Below are 16738 nucleotides of genomic sequence, written 5' to 3'. Positions count from 1 at the left end.
TCACCCCCTCATTCGAATGCGCGGATCTACTACGCCATATAAAATATCAGCAATTAAGTTACCGAGAATTAACATGAATGATGATAGTAATGTAATTGCCATGATAATCGGATAATCAAATCTAAAAATAGCATTTACCCCAAGTGAACCAAGTCCTGGCCATGAGAATACTGTTTCCGTAATAAACGCTCCGCCTACTAAACTTGGAATCGATAATCCAAAAATTGTAATTATTGGTATTAATACATTTCGAAGTACGTGATTAAATAAAACCGTTTTCTTCGAAGCACCGTACGCATATTGAATTTGTACATATTCTTCTTCTAATTGCTGAATCGTACTTGAACGAATATATCTCATATAAACAGATACGTTTTGGAACGCTAGCACCATGCAAGGTAAAATGCCGTGTTGCACAATATCCCAGACAGAATCTTTACCTACGGTGCGCATACCCATACTCGGAAGTAGGTTCAATTTTAAAGAGAATAAGTAGACTAATAGTAGTGCAAACCAGAAAACCGGCATAGAAATACCAACGTATGAAATAAAGTTTACAATGCGGTCAAAGAATGAATTCTTTTTCACACCTGTAAATAGTCCAAGTGGTATTGCAATTACGAATGAGACGAGTAAAGATGATCCCATTAATCCAATTGTTGCAGGTAATCTTTCTGTGATAAGTTCCAAAACAGGACGATGATTTTGAAGTGAGTAACCAAAGTTTCCTGTTAAAATGTTTTTTAACCATAAAAAATACTGCACGTAAATTGGTTGATCTAGTCCTAAACTTTTGCGAATACGCTCCACATCAATTGGACTCATGTTTGGCGTGACAAAGTTTCGAACCGGATCCCCCGGTGCTAGTTTTATTAATAGAAAAGAAATAATAGAAATAACAAATAAAAGCGGAATTGCATTTAAAAGCCTCTTCGCAATTACTTTATACACAAACTTCCCCCCTCAAGCTAAAGAAGCTGATTTCCACCAGCTTCTTTATTGTTTCTTATTTCACTTCATAAATCTTAGATAGATCTTCAAACATTGTGACAGGAATTGCTTTTGCTTCTTTTAATCCATCAAACTTTTTATCTACTGCAATAACTGCTTTCGGATACGCGATTGGTAGATAAGGTACGTCTTCTCTAGCTGTCTCTTGAATTTTATGGTATAGCTCTGCGCGTTTTGTTTTATCTGTTTCAACTGCAGCTTCTTCCCATAACTTATCGAAATCAGCGTTTTTATATCGTGCATAATTGTATTCAGCATTGCTTAAGAATAAGCTCTTATATGAATCTGGCTCAGGTCCCATTATGTAACCACCAAATGTAATATCATATTCTTTATTCTCTTTATCTAAGCCTTTTTCGCTTGCCGCACTAGCATCTAATGCATTTAGTTCAACTTCTAAGCCAACTTCTTTTAATTTTTGTTGTGTATATAACGCTAAGCTTTCCATAATTTTATTATTCGTTACATACATCACACGTACTTTTTCTTTATCTTTCACGCCAGCTTTTGCTAATAAATCTTTCGCTTCTTTTTTATCATACTTATAGTCTTTAATATCTTTCGCATAATACATAGCGTCTGGCGTTAAGATTGAATTTGCTGGTTCTGCAAATTCACCTGAAACGAATGCTGAGTTAATCATTTCTTTTTTATCTAACGCATGCGCAATTGCTTGACGCACTTCTTTTTTCTTCATAAGATCAGTATTCATGTTATAAGATAAGTAGAATAATCTACCTTCAGGGAATGTCACCATTGAGAAGTTCCCAGTGCTATCTAATTTCTTAAAGTCTTGCGGCTCAATCATCTTCATGTTGATTTGACCATTTTGCAGTGAAACATTTGCTGTATTACGGTCTTTTACAACTCGGTATACGATAGAGTCTAATTTAGCTTTCCCACCTACATAATCATCGAATCGATCTAATGCAACGTACTCATCTGATTTATATTCTTTAAACTTAAACGGACCTGACCCTACAGGTTGTAAGTTTTTCTTACTCTTCGCTAAATCTGCTTCCCCTTCAAATACATGTTTCGGAATTGGGAAGAAATCATTCATCACACCTTCGAAAGATGCGCTTACTTGTGGTAAAACGAATTGAGTTGTTAACTCATCTACCTTTTTCACCTCAAGCGGCTTTCCTTTAAAAATAAAGTTTTCACGACTTGAGCTATTTTGCTTCTCATCTAAAATAGATTGGAATGTAAATGCTATATCGTCTGATGTAATTTTCTTACCATCATGCCATTTCAAATTATCTTTTAACTTCAGTGTCCAAGTTAATTGATCTTCTGAAGGCGTAAAGCTCTCAGCAAGAACAAACTTTTTCTTACCGTCTTCCATATGATATAGCGGCGCATATAAAGCTTGCTGCACAGTTAATGACACACGATCATTCGCATAAAGCGGATTCATCGTATCTGGATTATCGCTAACACCAATCGTTAACGCCCCTCCGCCTTTCGGAGTCCCTGATTTACTAGTGCTCGCTTGCTTCGAATCTTTTTCCCCTGAACAAGCAGCTAATGCAATAAATAATAGTAGGACAAATGGTAATACAAACAACTTCTTCTTCATATTTCGACCCCTCTCGACTATTTACACCTATAAGAAAACTCGGAATTAATACCGAGTTTTCTTATAGGTTTTAAATTACCACTACCGGTATGTATTGTCAAACTTTTTCGCAAAGGTAGAAAGTTTGTAATCTATTAATGCATTCTTGCGATAAACTATATTTATGCGGAGGAGAAAATAAAAAGACCACGAATAAGTAGCCTCATAAAATGAGTTAAAAAACTATCAACTTACAGAAAATCCCTCTAAAATGATTGCTTTATATGATCGAAAATGTAGAATGAAATTAAAGACAAAATACACATTTAGGAGGTTATCATGACATTTGATGAATTGAAAAAAAACAAACCAACAACCTCATGGGTTGAGTATGATGAAGATGGGGAATTTTTTACTGAAGAAAATATAAGTGCAACAAATACAGTTCTTGACACTTACATTAACAATTTACAGCGATTAGGAGAGAATCCAACCGAAGTCGAAGTAATGCAAGTTGTTAAAGAGGTAGTTATTAAATTAAATGAATTAAATATCGAACATGACCATTTTATCGAAACAATGGAAAGAGAAGATCTCTATGAATTTATCGATACAGCAGCACGAATAGCTGGCTTAGAATCCGAGGAAGATATAACAGAAGAATGGCGTGAATGGTAAATAAAGCGGAGAAAAATTTGAACTGCACCTATAATTACATATAGAATAATTCAAAGGGGGAGGGGTCTGCCCCCTTTAAAAATATGCCTTTATCTAATTTGGTACCCTTGGAAAATCATCATCCGAAGTATTACCCCACTGGGATAATTGCCTTTCAATTTTCGACTGAAACTGATTTATTAATAACTCCTTATAATTCATCATTTCTAGCATATGCTCCCACTGTAGCTCTATATCGTAAAGTTCATCAAATCTAGTGGCATTTAACAACCATTTTATTTTCTCTAACTTATCATGAGTTAACCTTTCTGAGCCCCTTTTATTTAACACCGCTTTTTCATAAAGACGATACTTTAAGCTATACGTAACACCTAAACGCCTTACTTTATCCACAAGTGGTATACATTGTAAATCATAAGCTTTATTTGCTATTTCAGGTGGAATTTCTGAATGAATCAAATATCTCTCTAAATCTTGTTTTTTCACCCCTACTCGTCTTGCAATCTTATCTATATCTAATCCCTTTTCTAATAATTGAAAAATCAAAATAGATTTATCCATCCAATTCACTCCGGCTACTTGAAACATGCTTTGTAATAATAAAACTGTTTACTCAGTTTCATTAGAAAGTGTGCTGACAAGACAATCAATATAACTTTTCCCCGCACTCTTATAAGCCTCATACACTATATATCCTGATATTAAATAATACTTATTTCCATCGGGAGATTGCTCTACTTTAGGAAGAATAGACACCCCTTCTCCATTTTTTATACAATTTATCATCCTACTCTTTACTGTTTCAGAAACACTTTCTACATAAATTGGTACGATTCCCTTAATATTAATGCTTCTAATTACCCCCTTCATATTCCTCCCCCTCTCAATGTTTTTCCTTTAGTTTATGAGAAGAAGATTTTGTCTCATTACCTAACAGATACGAGAAAGCAACCTTCATTTAACAAGAACATTTCACTATAATGAAGATTATTCTTAAATTAGGAAAATATATTAGCATTAACTTTTTCTCATAGACTTGGAGTCTTACCAGGAAGATTATTACATTAAAACGAAGCATATATAACATCGAACATTCAGTTAATTAGCCCTTCATTAATTTTTTTAATCGCTAATTTGAAACACTATTCCTTAGTTGAATCATTCCACATCAACAAAAAAGACCACCAAAAGGCAGTCTCAAAACTCAATCTTATTCCCTACTCCTTGCTCCACCGCTTTCTCATACAAATACTTCGCAACGATAATATCTACTACCGCCAAACCAACTGATTTGAAAATAGTAATCTCTTCATCATTTTCGCGGCCAGCTTTTTCTCCACTTATAATTTGACCAAGTTCAGCGTGAATGGCGTTTGCTTTGAATAGACCTTCTTTTATCGGAACTTGAAGGTCTCCTGTTTCGTCTAGTGCTGCTTCTTTTGATTCGACTACTACTTTGTTTGCGCTTGTGATGGCGTGTGAGGGTAGTTCTTGCATGCTCGGTCTGAATGAGCCGACGGCGTTTACGTGGACGCCTTTTTGTAGTGTTTCTGAGAAGACTGGTGTGGATGCATTCGTAGTTGTGACGATAATGTCTGCTTCACGTATTGCTTCATTTGGATCCCTGTAAACGTAAGCTGGTTTTCCAAATTTCTCTTGTATATATTGCGCAAATGCATACGCTTTTTCTTCTGTTCGATTGTATAAGATGACTTTTTCGATATCTCTAACCGCAAATATTGCTTCGGCCATTCCCTTCGCTTGTTCACCCGTTCCGATAATGCATAAAGTTTTTGCGTTATGACGAGCTAAATATTTTGTCGCTACTCCTGATAAGGCGCCTGTTCGGATCATCGTTAAGTACGATCCTTCTAAAAGTGCGAGCGGTTCTCCCGTTTGAAAGTCTGATAGCATCACAATCCCGTTGATCGTTTTCTTTCCTATCTGTTTATTTTGCGGGACTACCGTTACTATTTTTACTCCAAGCGCCTCAAGCCCTTCCGCTACTGAAGGCATAATTAATGCCGTATTTTGCTCGTTCGCAAATGGTAATGAGCCCCTTATTGGTGTAATCGTTCTTTCTGCGGAAAATTCTTTTAAAGCAAGCGCCGCGTATTCAATAACTTCATTCATATTTACTAAGTTTCTTTGTTCGTTCGCGCTTATGACTAGCATATCTTTCCACCCCCTCCCCTTATCCTAACAAAAATCCTCGATTCAAATCATCTCTCGGATCTACAACGAACTGATGAAATCCTGTAATAAAGGCATTCCCCGTTACTTTTGGAACGACAGCTTCATATGTATCTACTGCGGTTACGGATAATACTTCTCCCTGGAATTTCCCATCAGTAATGCATTCATGGATGAATACTTCTCCTTTTTGCAAGGTAGCTTTTTCAAAAAGAGTTGCGATTCTCGCGGAAGTTCCTGTACCGCAAGGAGAACGGTCTACTTGCCCATCAGCAAAAATCGTTACATTTCGTAGCGTAGCACCTTTGTCTTTCGGTTCATCTGAAAAGATAACGCCGTATATTCCTTTCAATCCTTCTTCAAGTGGATGTTTCACTTCCATTTTGCTCTCTATATAATGTTTAATTTTACCGCCCCACATTTGAATAGCAGATAAATCTTTGAAATCAACTTTCAAACCAAATTCTTTACAGTCTACAACAGCGTAAAATGCTCCTCCAAACGCGATATCTACTTGAAATTCATAGTTATCTATTTTAATAGGAACGTCCTTTTTGTATACAAAGGAAGGGACATTTTCAAATGATACAGATTCTACTTCACTCCCGTTATATTTTGCATACGCAATGACTTCCCCAGCCGGGCTATCAATAATGAACTTTTGTTTTTCCCCCTTCACTTCAAACATGCCTGTTTCAATTCCAACTGTAATAACAGCGATAATACCGTGACCACACATCGTACTCCATCCTTCATTGTGCATAAATAAAACACCAAAATCAGCGTGGGCACTTGCTGGCGGTGTAATGATACAACCGTACATTCCGTGATGCCCTCTCGGTTCATACATAAGAAATTCACGAAGGTAATCCAAATGTTCCATACAGTAGGCGCGTCTTTCCAGCTGCGTTTCTCCTTTTATTTCTGGCACTCCGCCCGTAATAATTCGAAGCGGCTCCCCAGCTACGTGTGCATCAATCGTTGTATATATTTTACTAACCTTCATTTCGATCTCTCCCCTATACGTTGATACTCTTTTCATTGCAAATATCATGCCAACGCATAGGGTATAAATTTGTATGCATTTTTTAGAAAAACATACACTACTGTCTATTTTTTTATACACTGTCCAGAGGCTATGTTATGGGGGCCCCCTTGATACAACCAGTCTTATTATTTTCAATGTAAAGTTACTTCGCCCCCCAACATATACTGTTCAAAAGCAAAAAGGAAGTGATCCCATGTATTACGGAACAAAGGGCTGGTACGTAGCTGAACTTAAAAAATTAGGCGTGCGCTATCATGAAGGTCGAAAACTAGAAAGTTACCGCGGACACATATTACGCAATTTACTCATCGCACAACAAGAAAAATTAAAAGAACAGTAATAGACTCCTATCACAATATCAACTTATCGCCACCTGCAAACTGCCAATCAATCACACATCAAACTACACTAAAAAGGTCACCCAAACGGGTGACCTTTCTCTTTCTATTCACAAACAAGAATTTGTCTAGTAAATGATCCTTTTCTTGTAATACAGCGATCTGTAATTTCAAATCCTGCTTCATGGATCATGTCGTCCATTGTCTCCATCGTTACAACGACTACCTTTTTAGCGATGCGGCGTGCACTTGAAAGAATGGAGAGCTGGTCTTCTGGTGTGGCATGCGTAAATAGGTCGTACGGCATATCGATAATGGCAACGTCGTAGTTCTCAGTAATTTCCTCGATTGGTCCTTTTGTGACTGTTCCTTCAAATCCGAAATGTGCGATATTTTTTCTTGTTCCAAGAACTACAAGTGGATTTATATCTCTACCAACGATGTTAATCCCCATAGAAAGTGCTTCTACTACTACTGTTCCAATACCGCAGCACGGGTCAATTGCTCGTACTCCCTCTGGATTTGGTACAGCGATATTTGCAACCGATCTCGCAACACGTGTGCTAAGTGATGTCGAATAACTATGCGGTTTTTTTATGTGATGATACCAAACTGGTTCGCTTTCTACATAGTGCCCGAAGTACCAGCGTCCTCCAAGAGGAACAATCCCGAATACACGCTCTGGATTACGAACATCCGCTTCTCCTTCAATATGCATGCCAAGGTCTCGTTCAATAAGACGTCTTTCTCCATATTCAATTTTATTTTCTCCAACGAGGTCATTGATTTTAACGAAGATAACTTTAAACGACGCCCCCGCTAAATCAATTTGTTCCACTTGTTTTAAAATGCTTTTTAAGTCGTCCCCTTCATACATAACCTCAACGCGCTCTTTCATAAACGCACTTCTACTCGGGTCAATTTTTACATCACTTTTTAAAATATTAACGTGCGACTCCATTCCAAAGAACGAGCGCATTTCCAAGTAACATAAAGCACGCTCCTCCTCACGAAATGCATACGTATATATACAGGCAGGTGTTTTACTATGATTATTCAATCTATTATCATCCTCTATCGTTTAAAATTGTTATGATTACAATTACTCAAATACTTTTTTGTATATAAAATTAAATGATATCATATGCCGGAAATAAAGAGAAACGTTAATAAATAAAAGAGACTGCCAATGGCAATCTCTTATTATTTATTAACGGAAAGAAGACACGTTGTTACCCATTTCTTCATAGTAATCTAAAATACCTTGATAAATAGCTTCCGCTGCATTTTGTCTTTGCGCTGGTGTAGCTATTTTATCTGCATCACTTTTATTATCTACAAATGCTAATTCTGCTAATACAGCTGGCATTGTATTTTCTCTAATTACGTATAAATCGCCTTTTTTCACACCACGATCTTTTGTTCCCAGTGCATCTACAAGACGCTCTTGAATTTTTTCTGCTAGTAAACGACTTTCTGATACGTTAGGATTTGTTCCTCTTGCTGTCGCTGATTCATAGTAGAATGTTTCTGTACCTTGTCCATTTTTCTCTTCCGTGCCATTACCATGAATACTTACAAAAATATCCCCATTATTTTTTTGAGCAAATTCTACACGTTTCTTTAAAGAATCAGAAGCACTTGTTCCTGGACGTGTATCATCTGTACGAGTGAATAACACAGTAAATGGTGTCTTTTTCTCAAATATTTTCTGTAATCGTAATGATACATCTAATACAGTTTCACTTTCTTTCTCATAATAACCTGGATTACCTGAATCTGCTCCACCATGACCTGGATCAATAATAATCGCTTTTCCTTCTAAGAAATTCCCTTGCTTCACTGGATTTAATTGATTTTTATTAACCCATTGGAAACCAGCGCCCATGCGGATACGAATCCAGCTGCCGTTCTCTTCAATAACAGTTACTTGCTGTGCGTTATGTGTTCCCATTACTTTTGATGAAGAAGAAGCTTCTGCATAAGTAGTGAATCCTTCATTAATAACTTCTGTTTTCTCTACTAAAGGTGTCCATTTATCACCGTTACTTGTTGCAATTTTGATCCATCCATCTCGTTCTTCTTTAATTTCAACCGTTTGTGGGTTATGCTGATTCGCACTAATCCCAGAACTTAATGATGGTGCGTGATATGTAATGAATTTTCTATCTATGTACATTTTCTTTGTTTCTACTGGACGATCACTATTCTTGCTAAATTTATCTGTTTGCGCAGTAAGCTGAGCTGCTTGTTCACGCGTAATAGAATCATTCGGTTTCCAGCCATTCTCTGTACCTAAAGAAAGTTTTAATTCTACTAAAATATTAACTTCTTCTTTACCCCAATGATTCTCTAAATCAGCGAATTTTGTAGGAACTGGTCCTGTTGCTTTGCTTTTCAGATTATATGCTCTTACAAGCATAGCTGCCATTTCAGCACGGGTTACTTTTCCTTCAGGATCAAATACTCCTGGTTCTCGCCCTTTAATAATATTCTCTTTTTCCATGGCTGCAATAAATGAAGCTGCCCAATTATTTTTTGCATCATTATAAGACGGCTTTGCATTCGGATCTACTTTAGCACCAATTGCTGTTGCGATAATCTTTGCTGCCTGGGCACGTGTTAAATTTCCGTATGGCATAAAGTTACCATCTGGCATACCGTTAATTACATTTCTCTCTACTAAATAATAAATTGCGTCTTTCGACCACGCACTATCTGAAACATCAGGAAATTTCTTCGTTTCTGCTAAACTACTAATTGGATGTGCTAGTAAATTTGCTGCTAATAAACCTGCGGCTATTGCTTTGTACTTCATGAAAAATAAATCTCCTCTCAAAACTTCATATTCATACAATTTTTTTATTCAAGCTAACTAAAAAATATTAACTATTAATTAATTCCTTTCATAGTGTATAACATTATATATCTATAGTAAATACGTTTCCGGCCTTATAACAAAAATCGCATATATATAACTTATAATGAATGTATATAAAATAAAACTTTAATCAACCCACAAATAGCAGGATAAAAAAAACGATTAGGACATGTCTCCTAATCGCTTCGCCAAATAAAAAGCTGATTAAAAATATTATTTTTTATCAGCTCTCTATTATCTATGAAATTATTCTTCAATTAAATTAGACATTACATATGCATACACTAATGCTTCTGTATGCGCAATAGAACTTTCATGTGTACGTTCAAATGCGTGAGAAGAATCAATACCCGCTCCAATTAAAGCATGTTTCACATCAAATCCCGCGCGAATCGCAGCTGATGCATCAGATCCGTAGTATGGATAGATATCTACTTTATATTCAATATGATTCGTTTTCGCAAGCTCTACTAAATGTTTACGCAGTGCGTAATGATACGGGCCGCTAGAGTCTTTTGCACAAATAGATACTGTATATTCATCAGATGTTTGTCCATCACCTAACGCTCCCATATCAACTGCTAAGTATTCAACAGTTTCTTCTGGAATGTTAGAATTACCACCGTATCCAATCTCTTCATTATTAGAAATTAAGAAATGCGTCGTATATGGTAATGTTACGTTTTCATCTTGTAATCTTTTAATTAATTTTAATAAAATCGCAACACTTACTTTGTCATCTAAATGACGTGATTTTATGTATCCACTCTCTGTAATTTGAACGCGCGGATCAAATGAAACGAAGTCTCCTACTTCAATTCCTAATTCGCGTACTTCATCAGCTGAAAATACGCGCTCATCAATACGAACTTCAATATTTTTCTCATCGCGTTTTGCTTCACCTGCATCTTTATATACATGTACAGATGTTTGATGCATTAAAATCGTTCCTGTATACGTCTTGCCACTTGATGTTTCAATTTCGCAATATTCCCCTTCTACAGAGTTCCAGCGAAATCCACCAATCATAGAAAGACTCAGGCGACCATCAGGCTTAATTTCTTTCACCATCGCACCTAACGTATCAACGTGTGCCGTTAATAAGCGGTGCTGCGCATCATTCTTCCCTTTTACCGTTAAAATAAGAGCGCCTTTATTGTTACGCTTCGTTTCTACGTTCCACTCACTGACATAGTTTTCAATGAAATTAATAATTTTTGCTGTATTTCCAGATGGACTCGGAATAGAGACAAGCTCCTTAATCAGTTCCATCGTTTCTTTCGTATGATGTGCCATTGTCGTTTCCTCCTCATTTTCTCTACTATTCAGTATACAAAATTCGCCAGAAAACCTCTACTTATATAGCTTAATTTTCTAAATTGTAGTAAAATTCTTTTTAGTATACAAAAGGAGTCCTGAAATATGAATATATCAAAAAAATATATACACATTGCACTCATTTGGTTTTTAGCATCATTATTTTGTTTACAAATCTCTTATGCCATTCATACTACTACTTCTATTACAATCGGCTGGATATTAACAGCTATCTTCTTCATTATTAGCTTCATTGCAACAAAAAAGCATAGCGTTACTCATTAACGCTATGCTTTTCCTATAAAACTATTCTTCTGAAACGTCTAATAAATAAATACCTCTTTCAAATCCACCGCGCTCTACTTCTTTTTTCTTACGAAGGCGTTCCACATCTTCAATCGATGCACCTTCTGCACGTGCTAATGAAATGATAACTTCTAGCGCATCCGCAAGAGAATCTAGCGCATGTTCGCGTTCTTTCATAGAAGCAAATTCACGAATTTCTTCTGTTCCAATTTTCGCTAAAGCTTGTATGTATGCTTGACCTGTTAATTTTTGTGCTGTATACGTTTTTCCAGACATTAAAATCTTCTCTGGAACACGATCTCTTACTAACTTGTTATATGCTGACATCATTCATCCTCCTATATTTAATAACATCCGAGCTCTGCTTTATAGAAAAACCATTTTTTCTTCACGCACGCACTTAACATATCAATTCCTGATCCATGTGCTCTTACATGTGGAAAGAAATAGTGCTCTAAGTCTTCGTCCTTACCATATAGAGTTTGATACTCATCTGGAATCGCTTCTTTTTTCACATCTTTTTCTTTCGTCACCCCGTCAGAAAATGCAACACTTGGATGTCCCTCAAAAAACAACGCAGTCCGAACTGCCAAAGATGGTGTACTATGCAAAGCAGAATATGTAAGCAAAATAATAGTGATAACACCGATCATTTTCTTCATGTATTACTCCTTAAAAAAAGTGCTAACACAATTATACTAAAATGTGTTAGCACTTTCTCCCCTTTATCCCGAATTAACGAGCTAATAATCAGTGAGGAATGGACAAAATCCTCACTTCACTTTATTCCCCTTTAAATGCTGGTAAACGTTTCTCTAAAAACGCAGCAATTCCTTCTTTATGATCCGCTGTTTGTCTCATTGCATATTGACCACGCTTCTCTAATTGCAATGTTTGCTCTAAATTAGAGCGATTTACTTCACATAAAATTTGCTTCGTTTGAATCATTGCTTTAATCGGTTTTTGTGACCATTCATTAATTTTTTGCTTCACAGCCGTTTGGAAATCTTCGCCGATTACTTCATCAATTAAGCCGATATCAAGCGCTTCGCTCGCCGATAATTTCTTGCCTTCCCAAATAATTTGCTTCGTCATATTTTCACCGACGCGCTTTTGAAGGAAGAAATGACCGCCTCCATCTGGAATTAAAGCGATTCCAATAAAGTTCATCGCAATAACAGATGATATATCCGCCATTACATAATCAGCTGTTAACGCAATACTTAACCCAAGACCTGCAGTTGGTCCATGAATTGCACTAATAACAAGCTTTGGCATCGTATATAACGTCACGACAACTTCAGAAATAGTATTCATAATGCCATCAAACTTACTTTCATCATTACTTGAAAGCATCGATTTAATATCCCCACCCGCAGAAAAACCACGGCCGTTCCCGCATAACACAACGATATGCGCAGAACTTTCCGCTACTTCTTTCAACTTTTGTAATAACTCTTTTAATGTCGGCTCATCTAACGCATTTAACACCTCTGGGCGATTGACCATAACCGTTGCAACGTGGCCTTCATATTTCACAACGACAGATTCTGTTTTACTTGTTATTTCCATTATATATACCCCTCTTTTCTCCATAAAGATTATACTTATATAATTATAGAGAACCATTGAAAAATCCTTCTTTTTTCTCAATTTTCTGTCTAATAATCTCGCAATTTGTACATATACCGTATAAAACATACAATTCCGTTGAAAAATATAGAAATTAAAGTCGGTTTATCCATGCTTTTCATCTATTTACCATTACAATGAAATGGTGTATTCTTAAGTTTGATAAAAAAACAAATATTGAAATTCATTCGCCTTACTATGTAAAAAAGGCTTTATACCCATCTTTTGGGTGTTGTAATAAAGGAATGAAGAACTGGAGGAACATATGGTTAATAAGTTGAAACAAACGGATAACTACTTCCCACATTTCCTATTGCTATTCATTGTGTTTCAACCAATTTTAGATTTATTAACATCTTTTTCAATCTATATACTACACATGAGCGCAACAGTTGGAGTTGTAGTCCGTTTCGCCTTTATGCTTCTTGCATTAGGATACCTACTTCTTCATCACAAACAACAAGATGCGAAAAAGTACATCCTCTATTTATGTTTACTCGGAATCGCACTCGCAATCGGTCTTGTAAATAATATGATGGTTAAATCTCCATTTTCATTTGGAGAAGAAGTTAAATTCATTTTAAAGAGCATATATCCAATTGTGCTACTGTTTGGATATATTATCGCCTTTAAAGAGCTAAAAAATAAAGAGTATGTATTTCATAAAATCATTACATATTTCTTATATGCAACTTTAATTTTAAGCATCACAATGATTGTCGCAATGCAAACTGGAACGGATTTCCCAAGCTATCCTCATTCAAAAATCGGTTCAAGAGGTTGGTTCTTCGCTGGAAATGATTTAAGTTCTCTTTTCGCCATTATGTTCCCAATCATTGTCTTATATTCGATTCATAAAACAACTTCTTTCTCGAAAATATATTACTGGATTCCAACAATACTTGCGATGTATGCAAGTATTATGGTCGGAACGAAAGTCGGATATGGCGCAATTGTTATTACATTAGGCGTAGCACTTTTCTTCTCATTCATTGAATATATGATAAATCGTAAAAAAGAAGGAAAAGGATTCACACATATTGTAAATACCGTTGTTGCCGCAGTTATACTAGGAGGTTTAATTGCTCTTACACCGCATACTCCTATCGCAAAAAATATGGGCATTCACATGCAAATATACGAATACAAAAAATCAGTACAAGAAGAAAAAGATCGAAAAGAAGGAAAAGTAATTAAAGAAGATCCAGAAGATGCAAAAAAACATGCAAAAGGTGAACTTACAGATTCTGAAATGAAAAGTTTGATTTACAGTGATCGCGACAAATTCTTAAAAACATACAAACAGTACTATAAAGACGCACCGCTTTCACAAAAACTATTCGGAATGGGTTACGCTGGTAACTACACAGATAAAATTAAATTAATTGAAATGGACTTCCATGACCTATTTTTCGCCTTTGGAATTGTCGGTTTCCTTATTTACTTAATACCACTTCTATACTTTGGTATTAAATTATTCATCCGCATGATCACAAACTTTAAGAAAATTATGACCGTAAAGTATATGCTATTAGCGAGCACACTCATTCTATCACTTGGCATTGGCTTTATGTCTGGCCACGTATTAACAGCGCCAGCCGTTAGTATTTTCTTCATTGTTATTCTCGCTTATATCATTGTTGATTTTGAAATTGAATAAAGTGAAACTTTAATCAGTGGGGGTTTTGTTCATCCCCCACTGATTATTAGTTGAACCAATCGGGCTTTTACGGGCAGTTCATCCCCCACCTAACTTCCTTGCTTCCACTGAATTTTGAGGTGGGGGATTACTGCCCGTTAATGCGGGATAAAAAGAAGGTGCTACGAAATATTAGTAGCACCTTCTTTTTTATTTAATTAATGTTTTACGTACTCTAAGCTTTCTTTTGCGATATACGCTTCTGTTACAGTAGGGTTATCTGAAATAACTTTAACCCACGCTTTTCCATTTATTATTTCTTCACCAGTAACTGTGACAACTGCATTTGTATTTAAACGATACAGTCGCTCATTTGATATACTAGGATTCTTTTTCACTTCCACGTTATTCATCACACGTGCAAGTTTATACTTGTTGTATTCTTTTTTACCCAAATAAGAATCAAAACGGTTCATGTGCCCCGCTACTTTTTTACCCCAGTTCGCATCAGATGCATATTTTGCATTTAAACCAGCAGCTTTATCACCTGTATATGTTGCTGTATAACGCCAATGTCCTGGATTTAAATATCCTTCATTCATGTATAATTTTGCTGCATGTTCAATACAATCTTCTTTTGAATTAAATGCTTCCCCGTTACCATATGGACTATCGTCTGTTGCTTTTAAACCAAATAAATTATTTTTGTCTTTTGCAAGAGCGCTTGTTCCATAATAACTTTCATGAATTGCTAATGAATATAAGAATAATGCATTTACATTATACTTGCTTTCTACTTCTTTAAATTTCTTTCCTAAACCAATTAATGGAGAGTCTGGCTTAATCGATTTCACATAACTATCTAGTTGTTCAGCTGTATAATCTGTTTTCGAACGTAATGATAAATAATTGAAATATTGATAGAAAGTTTCGTCTCCAAATGTCTTTCCATCTACACTATACATTTGCTGTCCTTGCTTCATGAAAGAAGGTGCCACACCATATCTAAATTCTGTATATCCAGGTGAACTTGTATTATATGTATAATATTTATGGTATAAATATCCATCTGATTTCACATAATAAGACGACTGTTTCATTTCATTTGTAGGAATTAAAGTGATTTCATTCTTCTTCACATAACCTGTCAAACCAGAAAGTTGAACTTTCACACGATCTTCGCCAACTTCTAACACTTTCAATTCTGTTCCATACTGAATATACGTATATACTGTTGACAAATTCTCATCATAAATATTAATGATGTTTTGCCCAGTTATTCTTTTCGCACTTGCAAAACCATCTTTAATCCATAAAAATTCGTTCTCGTATTTTACCGCATTCATACCTTTATTTTGAGCAGCCGTAACCGCTTCTTTATACGTATTATAGCGCTCTACTTCTTGCTCTGTTCCGTTTTCTCTTACATTTGTCACAACATATTTCTTAGTTTCTACAGGATTGCTATTTCCGTTTTTTTCAATCGTCTGAAGCATACGATCCAACATAGCTGAAGCCATCCCTCTTGTAGCTGATAAATGTGGTCTAAATGTATTATCTTCTGGATACCCTTTAATAATTTGAGTAGCCACCATAACTTGCACATGCTCTTTATAGTTAATACTATCTTTATCAGTAAAGGTAAGCGGACTTACAGCTACTTTAATATTTTTATAGTCTAACGCTCGCTTTACCATTATCGACATTTCTTCACGTGTAATCACATCATTTGGTGAGAATGTCTCGTTCGTACGACCATTAATAATTTTCGCTCCATATGCTCTACTTACACCATCATATAAACCGTAAGTCTTCGGCACATCCTCAAAATTCGAATCAGCTTTCGGTAAATTTAAAGCCCTTGCTATGAATGTAGCAAACTCTGCTCTTGTTACTAATTTATCAGGCGCATATACATTGTCTCCATACCCCATTAAAACTCCTTTAGTAATAAGTGAGCGCATATGCGTCTCAAACATATGTCCTGTAATATCATCATTTGCCGCATAACTTGAAATAGGAGTTAAAAGTAATGATCCCGTTAATGCCACTGCTGTTATACCTTTTGAAAAAGTCTTCAAGGTTATCCTCCTCGTAATCTACGAATTTATTATCACAAATTTGATTATATAAT

17 protein-coding genes are annotated in these 16738 nt (G+C 35.8%); 4 read left to right on the top strand and 13 right to left on the bottom strand.

The features are described from left to right. Nucleotides 1-951: an ABC transporter permease gene (locus QCI81_RS18965; protein ID WP_000278778.1), complete on the bottom strand. Its 951-nt coding sequence runs from the start codon at nucleotides 949-951 to the stop codon at nucleotides 1-3. Nucleotides 952-1006: 55 nt separating this feature from the next. Further along, on the bottom strand, nucleotides 1007-2593 hold the full coding sequence (locus tag QCI81_RS18960) for an ABC transporter substrate-binding protein (protein WP_071731834.1): 1587 nt from the start codon (nucleotides 2591-2593) through the stop codon (nucleotides 1007-1009). A 318-nt stretch (nucleotides 2594-2911) separates the two neighbouring features. Here QCI81_RS18960 and QCI81_RS18955 point away from each other — a divergent pair, with 318 nt between their 5' ends. Further along, entirely contained in the window at nucleotides 2912-3250 is a 339-nt protein-coding gene (locus QCI81_RS18955; RefSeq protein WP_000141782.1) for a hypothetical protein, read from the top strand. Between the two features lie 93 nt (nucleotides 3251-3343). Here QCI81_RS18955 and QCI81_RS18950 read toward each other — a convergent pair whose 3' ends face one another. The 4 genes from QCI81_RS18950 to QCI81_RS18935 all read right to left on the bottom strand — a co-directional run bounded on the left by QCI81_RS18950 (nucleotide 3344) and on the right by QCI81_RS18935 (nucleotide 6449). Next, nucleotides 3344-3838 carry a hypothetical protein gene (locus QCI81_RS18950; protein WP_353810868.1) on the bottom strand — a complete coding sequence of 165 codons (495 nt, stop codon included), beginning with the start codon at nucleotides 3836-3838 and terminating at the stop codon, nucleotides 3344-3346. Nucleotides 3839-3859: 21 nt separating this feature from the next. Continuing rightward, nucleotides 3860-4120: a hypothetical protein gene (locus tag QCI81_RS18945; RefSeq protein WP_257206264.1), complete on the bottom strand. Its 261-nt coding sequence runs from the start codon at nucleotides 4118-4120 to the stop codon at nucleotides 3860-3862. A 327-nt stretch (nucleotides 4121-4447) separates the two neighbouring features. Further along, nucleotides 4448-5425 carry an ornithine cyclodeaminase family protein gene (locus QCI81_RS18940; protein WP_071731833.1) on the bottom strand — a complete coding sequence of 326 codons (978 nt, stop codon included), beginning with the start codon at nucleotides 5423-5425 and terminating at the stop codon, nucleotides 4448-4450. A gap of 19 nt (nucleotides 5426-5444) precedes the next feature. Further along, on the bottom strand, nucleotides 5445-6449 hold the full coding sequence (locus QCI81_RS18935; RefSeq protein WP_000868674.1) for a proline racemase family protein: 1005 nt from the start codon (nucleotides 6447-6449) through the stop codon (nucleotides 5445-5447). 106 nt (nucleotides 6450-6555) lie between these two features. Between QCI81_RS18935 and QCI81_RS18930 the strand changes: the two genes are divergently transcribed. After that, the gene (locus QCI81_RS18930; protein ID WP_115609907.1) at nucleotides 6556-6831 is read left to right on the top strand and encodes a YflJ family protein; all 276 of its coding nucleotides are present in this window, start codon (nucleotides 6556-6558) and stop codon (nucleotides 6829-6831) included. A 104-nt stretch (nucleotides 6832-6935) separates the two neighbouring features. On the opposite strand, the gene QCI81_RS18925 is transcribed toward QCI81_RS18930, so the two are convergent. From QCI81_RS18925 to QCI81_RS18915, 3 genes are all read right to left on the bottom strand, one after another. Beyond that, nucleotides 6936-7889, bottom strand: coding sequence for a TRM11 family SAM-dependent methyltransferase (locus tag QCI81_RS18925; protein WP_001059324.1), 954 nt, complete (start codon nucleotides 7887-7889; stop codon nucleotides 6936-6938). A 150-nt stretch (nucleotides 7890-8039) separates the two neighbouring features. Beyond that, a complete protein-coding gene (locus QCI81_RS18920; protein ID WP_353810867.1) occupies nucleotides 8040-9647 on the bottom strand; it encodes an N-acetylmuramoyl-L-alanine amidase in 1608 nt (535 codons plus the stop codon). 309 nt (nucleotides 9648-9956) lie between these two features. Next, nucleotides 9957-11006, bottom strand: a complete 1050-nt coding sequence (locus QCI81_RS18915) for a M42 family metallopeptidase (RefSeq protein WP_000930086.1) — start codon at nucleotides 11004-11006, stop codon at nucleotides 9957-9959. Nucleotides 11007-11132: 126 nt separating this feature from the next. On the opposite strand from QCI81_RS18915, the gene QCI81_RS18910 reads away from it, so the two are divergent. Further along, entirely contained in the window at nucleotides 11133-11312 is a 180-nt protein-coding gene (locus tag QCI81_RS18910) for a hypothetical protein (RefSeq protein ID WP_001027083.1), read from the top strand. A 21-nt stretch (nucleotides 11313-11333) separates the two neighbouring features. Here QCI81_RS18910 and QCI81_RS18905 read toward each other — a convergent pair whose 3' ends face one another. From QCI81_RS18905 to QCI81_RS18895, 3 genes are all read right to left on the bottom strand, one after another. Further along, a complete protein-coding gene (locus tag QCI81_RS18905) occupies nucleotides 11334-11660 on the bottom strand; it encodes a nucleoside triphosphate pyrophosphohydrolase (RefSeq protein WP_001277348.1) in 327 nt (108 codons plus the stop codon). A gap of 17 nt (nucleotides 11661-11677) precedes the next feature. Next, nucleotides 11678-11995, bottom strand: a complete 318-nt coding sequence (locus tag QCI81_RS18900; RefSeq protein ID WP_000738198.1) for a hypothetical protein — start codon at nucleotides 11993-11995, stop codon at nucleotides 11678-11680. A 121-nt stretch (nucleotides 11996-12116) separates the two neighbouring features. Then, on the bottom strand, nucleotides 12117-12929 hold the full coding sequence (locus QCI81_RS18895; RefSeq protein ID WP_003269647.1) for an enoyl-CoA hydratase: 813 nt from the start codon (nucleotides 12927-12929) through the stop codon (nucleotides 12117-12119). Between the two features lie 301 nt (nucleotides 12930-13230). On the opposite strand from QCI81_RS18895, the gene QCI81_RS18890 reads away from it, so the two are divergent. Next, on the top strand, nucleotides 13231-14625 hold the full coding sequence (locus QCI81_RS18890; RefSeq protein ID WP_000247522.1) for an O-antigen ligase family protein: 1395 nt from the start codon (nucleotides 13231-13233) through the stop codon (nucleotides 14623-14625). Nucleotides 14626-14822: 197 nt separating this feature from the next. Here QCI81_RS18890 and QCI81_RS18885 read toward each other — a convergent pair whose 3' ends face one another. Next, nucleotides 14823-16685 carry an S-layer homology domain-containing protein gene (locus QCI81_RS18885; RefSeq protein WP_000847495.1) on the bottom strand — a complete coding sequence of 621 codons (1863 nt, stop codon included), beginning with the start codon at nucleotides 16683-16685 and terminating at the stop codon, nucleotides 14823-14825. Nucleotides 16686-16738 lie beyond the last annotated feature (53 nt).

Source organism: Bacillus cereus group sp. MG20, from assembly GCF_040459885.1.
In the GTDB taxonomy this organism is placed as follows: Bacteria; Bacillota; Bacilli; order Bacillales; family Bacillaceae_G; genus Bacillus_A; species Bacillus_A cereus.
The sequence above is the reverse complement of the archived record's forward strand: the minus strand, read 5'-3'. Positions and strand labels throughout refer to the sequence as shown.